Source organism: Gemmatimonadota bacterium (genome assembly GCA_026706345.1).
Lineage (GTDB): Bacteria > JAAXHH01 > JAAXHH01 > JAAXHH01 > JAAXHH01 > JAAXHH01.
Genome location: JAPOYX010000209.1, coordinates 1 through 5,112, shown reverse-complemented (window position 1 = coordinate 5,112; position 5,112 = coordinate 1). Strand labels below are relative to the sequence as shown.

Below are 5,112 nucleotides of genomic sequence, written 5' to 3'. Positions count from 1 at the left end.
CTGCTGGCGTTCGCGCATCGAGTCGTAGGCCACCGGCGGCAGGAAGCTCGTGTGGGAAAGGCTGTACACGGAACCCAAGCGCCTATCGATGCAAAGGCGCTTGCAGGAAGCGCTGCCGGCAGGCCTGGAACACAGTTGGGTTTCCATGTCGGATGACCTGACGGTCATCGTGGTGCGATCCTCGGGCCCCCGGGAGGCGGGCGCCTACTACCTGCTGATCAACGGCAAGAATCTGGTCCCGCTCGGCCGCAGCTTTCCGTTGCTCGAACCGGGCAAGATGGCCGACATGGAGTTCGTCACCTACAAGGCGCGAGACGGTCTGGAAATACCGGCATTCCTGACGGTCCCCCAATCCGGAGAGAAACCCTATCCCGCGGTTGTGCTGCCCCATGGCGGCCCCTGGGCACGCGACTATCTCGGCTGGGACCGGTGGGCGCAATTCCTCGCCAATCGCGGGTACGTGGTGCTGCAGCCGCAATACCGCGGTTCGGAAGGCTTCGGCCAGACCCTCTGGCGGGCAGGGGATAACGAGTGGGGCCAGAAGATGCAGGACGACAAGGACGACGGCGCATACTGGCTGGCGGAACAGGGCATTGCGGACGCTGGCCGGATCGCCATATTCGGTTATTCCTACGGCGGGTTCGCGGCCATGGCGGCCAGTGTGCGCAAGAATTCCCCGTTCCAGTGCGCCATCTCCGGTGCAGGGCTCGCGGAGTTGCGCAGCTTCGACAAGATCACGTTCACCAACCGGTTTCAGCGCCAGTTCCAGAACCCCACCATCGGCGGCATGTCGCCCCTCGATCATGTCAGGGACTCGGAAATCCCCATATTCGTCTTCCACGGCGACCGCGACCAGCGCGTATCCGTCGAACAATCGCGCAAGTTCGTCAGGGCGATGGAAAGAGCCGGCAAGGACGTGGAATACCTTGAGATCGTCGATCTTTGGCACAGCCTCCCCTGGTGGCCTCAACATCATCTGGCGATGTTTGAGTCGCTGGAAAACTATCTCGCCAACGATTGCGGTCCGCAGGGGCTATAGGCCGGTTTGGGAGTCCGGAGCGGTCAGATCAGGCGTTCCCAATATTTGGAACGCTATTGCGGCCGAACGCGGTAAAGGCAGTTTGGCCGGGCGGTCGATCGGAGAGCCCGTCCTGCGGTTCCGGAATTGTCGGGCCGATGCGACGGTTTGCGGTCGGCGTCAGCGCAGAACGGCGGTCTGCCTGGCCGCAATCATCTCGAAATCGATCTCGGCGCCCAGCCCGGGCCCGTCGAGAACGTGGACCATGCCGTCGCCGTCGACTTCGATGTCGCGCACGAGGCCGTGCTTCTGAGCCCGTGGCGGCAGCAGCACCTCGAAGTACTCGCAGTTCGAAATGGCCATGGTCAGGTGCAGGTTGGCCACGTTGTTCAGCGAGTTGCCGCCGTGATGGATCTCGTAGTTCATGCGGAAGGCCTCGGCGAGGTGCGCGGTCTTCAGGCATCCGGTCAGCCCGCCCTTGATCGCCACATCCCCGCGCAGGTAGTCCGTCGCCCGGTTCATGATCCAGGGCGCATAAGAGGTCGGACCGGCGGTAGGCAGCTCTGTAGCCATGATCGGAATCTGGAGAACCTGCTTGAGCTTGACGTAACCGTAGAGGTCATCGTCGGCCAGCGGGTCCTCGTACCAGTAGAAGTCGAGGTCCTGGATCGCGCGCCCGACACGCAGCGCCTGGGGATAGTCGTAGGACCAGGTGGAATCGAGCATCAGTCGAAAGTCGCTGCCCACGGCTTCGCGAACCGCCCGGCAGATCTCGATATCCAGTTCCGGAACGGCCGGCGGGTGGATCTTGTACGCGGTCCAGCCGGAATCCCTGTGCGCCAGGGCTTCCTCGGCGTACGCCTGCGGCGAATCCAGGACAGCGGAGCTGGCGTAAGCGGGCACGCTGTTGCGGCAGGAGCCCATCAGACGGTGGATCGGCAGACCGGTAGCGCGCCCGGCAAGGTCCCAGAGGGCCACGTCGACGGCGCCGATTGCGCGAAACATCTGTCCGCCCGTGTGGCCACCGGTACGGGTCATCATCGCGTTCCACAGCCGTTCCCTTGCCAGGGGGTCTTCCCCCGTCAACATCGGCTTCAGGCGTTCCACCACGAAAGAGGCATCGCGGTCCGCCGGCGCATAGGAGGAGCCGATGAACGCGAAACCGGCGATATCCTCGTCGGTGTCGATGCGCACCAGGCCCATCTGGGCGGTGCGGCTGACGGAACTTGCCACAGCGCGGGTATAACGGGTCGGCGGAATGTCCTCCCAGCGCCAGAGTGTGACCGTCACATCGGTGATGCGCATGGTACCGCCCCCTTCCTGTCGAGATCGTTCCCGAGTTTACACTCGGGTTGTGCGCAACCGCCAAATTGCAGCCGAACCGGCTCGAACGAGCGGCGGCCCGCATCGGTTGTCCGGACCGCGCCTCCGGCTGTACCTGTTGTACCGGCCCAACGTGGCCCCAGGCTGCCCGACTCTTGCTTGACGGTGCCATGGCCCGTCGCTTTAATACGCGCCCTCCCCGCACCCCGCTTGCCGGGTGCCCCCGGCCAGGTAGCTCAGTCGGTAGAGCAGCGGACTGAAAATCCGCGTGTCGGCAGTTCGATTCTGCCCCTGGCCACCAATGCAGCTTGCTGCAGGATCAGGCGTTCGTCAGGTATTGGAATTGGGCTGGGCAGCGGACTGGGCGTTCGAATCCGGATAGGCGATGCCGATGGTTGCCTCTATGCGGGCCAGGCGTTCGCGTACCTCTGTCTGACCCTGTCGAAGTTTGCCCAACTCGACCCCGACTTCCGTTCGCAGCCCCTGGAATTCCGTTCGCAACTGGTTGAACTCGGCTCGCAAGTACTGATTGTCGGCCCGTTGCCATGTGGAAAGCGTCAACATCAGGCCACCGAGCGCCACGAGCAACGCAATGCCGGTGCCGATGACGGCCCAGGATTCCTGACTCATGGTCGATGCCGGTTGCTGCGTTGTCATGCCCGGATTGTAACGCGCGGCGAATGCGGCCGGTATCAGCAATCGCTTACACGCTGCCGGGGTTCGTCGACGATTGGTGCGGTGCTCCCAACCTGCGCCGGCGGTTTGCAGACTGGTGCGGTAGCCGGTCGGCCGGGACCTGATGGTGGTTTTGGAAAAGAGGTCTCCGGATCGCCCTGTCGGGCTTTCCGGAGACGTTTGGTGGGATTGTGAATATCTGCTGTCAGCGCAGCCCGGTTCAGCCGCCGACGGCGATCTTGCGCGGCTGGGCTTCGGCTCCCTTGGGAAGCGTGACCTCCAGAATGCCGTTCTCGTACTTTGCGGAGATGCCGTCCCTGTCGATCGTGGCCGGCAGCGTCAGGCGCCGGCAGTAGCTGCCGCTGATGCGCTCGCTGCGCAGTACCTTGCCGTCGTCGGCGGATTCGGCCACTTCGCGCTTGCCGCGGATGGTCAGCACGTTCTTGTCCATGGTGATCTCCACGTCGTCGCGCAGCACGCCGGGCAGGTCGGCCCGGAGCACGTAGCCGTTGTCGATCTCGCGGATGTCGATGGCGGGGGTCCAGTCGCCCTCGCCGGACGCAAAGTCTTCGTTGACCGCGCGCAGGCCGTTGCCGAACAGGCGGCCCATGTCGCGCCGCCAGCACGCGAGAGCGTTGTAGGGGTCGTAACGAGTGATTCTCATGTCGTCGTTGCTCCTGTTTCGGTTGCTGTTTCGCCGGAATGCTCCGGCCGTTGACGAGTAAGATTGGGGCGGTCGGGGGGATTTCAAGAGAGGCGGCATGATGAGAGGCGCCAGGTATGCTGCGAAGCCGCCTCTCGGGGAGTCAGGATGGACGGGCAACAGAGCCGCGATGTGAAACTTCGGTAACCGGGGGTCAGCGCTTGGCGAACTCCAGCGAGAAACCGAAATGCTCGTCGTTGAATACGAAAGCCTCCCGTCGCCCGCAACTCAGTCCCAGTCTTTCAAGGTACGTCACCGATTCGTCGATTTCGCTTTCGGAGAGAGCGGCGCGCTGCTGTTGCTCCAGTCGGGTTTTTTGAAAAAGGAGCTGCTTCGAAAACTCGAAGACGTTCTCCAGGCGGACATCGTGCGGAATGTGGGATCGATCGGAGGAAAAGAACCCCAGGCAGACACTTACGAAGTTGCGTAGGAAATAGGGATTGGGCATGGGCTCGGCCTTGTCGGTCAACTCCTGGCAGGTGCTGTTGATCAGCTCACGCATCGCCCTGGCCTGCCGGTCCCCTTTTTCGGCGCCGCCGAGTTGATGAAGCCGCGACAGCAGCCGGGCGACCAATACCAGCAGCGCGGACTCCTCGGCCATGCGGAACTGTTCGAGGGTATACCTGACCTCCGCCGTCAACTGGGAATCCTGGCTGTGAACCAGTAGCGACAGCGTTCCGTCGGGAACCAGCCAGGATGCGATTTTCGCGCTCACGGCCTTGCGGTCGCAGTACTCGAAGCCGTACTGGCTGATCACCCGCTCGAAGCCTGAATCGGGCAGCCGTGCGGTTTCGGCCGGGGTGTTGTCGCGAAGAACCACGTCCAATGGCTCGAAATCCGAATGCGAAGGCGGGCTGATGTCCGCCTGATCCAGCCCGGTGTAGCTGAACGTCCTGCCGGATTCCCTAGCGTCAGCGGCTAGGGACAGGGCCAGCGCGCCGTTGCCGCAGCCGATGTCCAGAACCCGGTCCTTTGTGTTCCAGCTACTGCACGCAGCCGTCCAGTGTTTCTGCAGCGCCCGTTCCTGCGCTTCGTCCGCGGCAAAAGCCCTGCTGAGTTCCGCCTGCCAGAAATTGCTCCAGGACAGCGCCTCTTCAGACCGTTCAGCCATACTCCAGGTCCGCCCAGAAATTGGCCGCCACGGTGATCCGCCGGTCATCGCCCCGGTAGGGCGTCACATGGTGTTTTACGAAAGAGGGAAAGATCAGCAGGTCGCCGTTCTGGAGAAAGTATTTCGCGCCATCGAACGAAACGTCCCGATGTTGCCGACGGTTGAAACGGTCAAGGTACATGGAGGCGGTGGACCTGGGGTCTGAGAAAACCAGGCAACCCGATTGCTCTTCCTCGGGACAGGGGGCCCGGTGGCCGTTGTCGACACACAGGACCAGGCTCC

6 protein-coding genes and 1 tRNA gene are annotated in these 5,112 nt (G+C 63.0%); 2 read left to right on the top strand and 5 right to left on the bottom strand.

The genetic code is table 11. The features are described 5' to 3' along the window. Positions 1-145: 145 nt before the first annotated feature. Positions 146-1,039, top strand: a complete 894-nt coding sequence (locus OXG98_14280; protein ID MCY3773168.1) for a prolyl oligopeptidase family serine peptidase — start codon at positions 146-148, stop codon at positions 1,037-1,039. A 159-nt stretch (positions 1,040-1,198) separates the two neighbouring features. Here OXG98_14280 and OXG98_14275 read toward each other — a convergent pair whose 3' ends face one another. Then, positions 1,199-2,323 (bottom strand): mandelate racemase, encoded by a 1,125-nt coding sequence (locus tag OXG98_14275; protein ID MCY3773167.1) that lies wholly within the window; start codon positions 2,321-2,323, stop codon positions 1,199-1,201. A 243-nt stretch (positions 2,324-2,566) separates the two neighbouring features. Here OXG98_14275 and OXG98_14270 point away from each other — a divergent pair. After that, positions 2,567-2,642: transfer RNA gene (locus tag OXG98_14270), tRNA-Phe, on the top strand. A 29-nt stretch (positions 2,643-2,671) separates the two neighbouring features. Here OXG98_14270 and OXG98_14265 read toward each other — a convergent pair. The 4 genes from OXG98_14265 to OXG98_14250 all read right to left on the bottom strand — a co-directional run. Beyond that, on the bottom strand, positions 2,672-2,971 hold the full coding sequence (locus tag OXG98_14265) for a hypothetical protein (GenBank protein MCY3773166.1): 300 nt from the start codon (positions 2,969-2,971) through the stop codon (positions 2,672-2,674). Between the two features lie 265 nt (positions 2,972-3,236). Then, positions 3,237-3,680 (bottom strand): Hsp20/alpha crystallin family protein, encoded by a 444-nt coding sequence (locus OXG98_14260; GenBank protein MCY3773165.1) that lies wholly within the window; start codon positions 3,678-3,680, stop codon positions 3,237-3,239. A 193-nt stretch (positions 3,681-3,873) separates the two neighbouring features. After that, the gene (locus OXG98_14255) at positions 3,874-4,830 is read right to left on the bottom strand and encodes a class I SAM-dependent methyltransferase (GenBank protein MCY3773164.1); all 957 of its coding nucleotides are present in this window, start codon (positions 4,828-4,830) and stop codon (positions 3,874-3,876) included. Further along, on the bottom strand, positions 4,823-5,112 hold a 290-nt coding region (locus OXG98_14250), incomplete at its 5' end, for a putative 2OG-Fe(II) oxygenase (protein MCY3773163.1). The genes OXG98_14255 and OXG98_14250, both read right to left, overlap by 8 nt.

Coding starts and splice junctions, on each gene's coding strand:
- OXG98_14260 (MCY3773165.1), bottom strand. CDS start 3,680: ATGAGAATCACTCGTTACGACCCCTACAACGCTCTCGCGTGCTGGCGG.
- OXG98_14280 (MCY3773168.1), top strand. CDS start 146: ATGTCGGATGACCTGACGGTCATCGTGGTGCGATCCTCGGGCCCCCGG.
- OXG98_14275 (MCY3773167.1), bottom strand. CDS start 2,323: ATGCGCATCACCGATGTGACGGTCACACTCTGGCGCTGGGAGGACATT.
- OXG98_14255 (MCY3773164.1), bottom strand. CDS start 4,830: ATGGCTGAACGGTCTGAAGAGGCGCTGTCCTGGAGCAATTTCTGGCAG.
- OXG98_14265 (MCY3773166.1), bottom strand. CDS start 2,971: ATGAGTCAGGAATCCTGGGCCGTCATCGGCACCGGCATTGCGTTGCTC.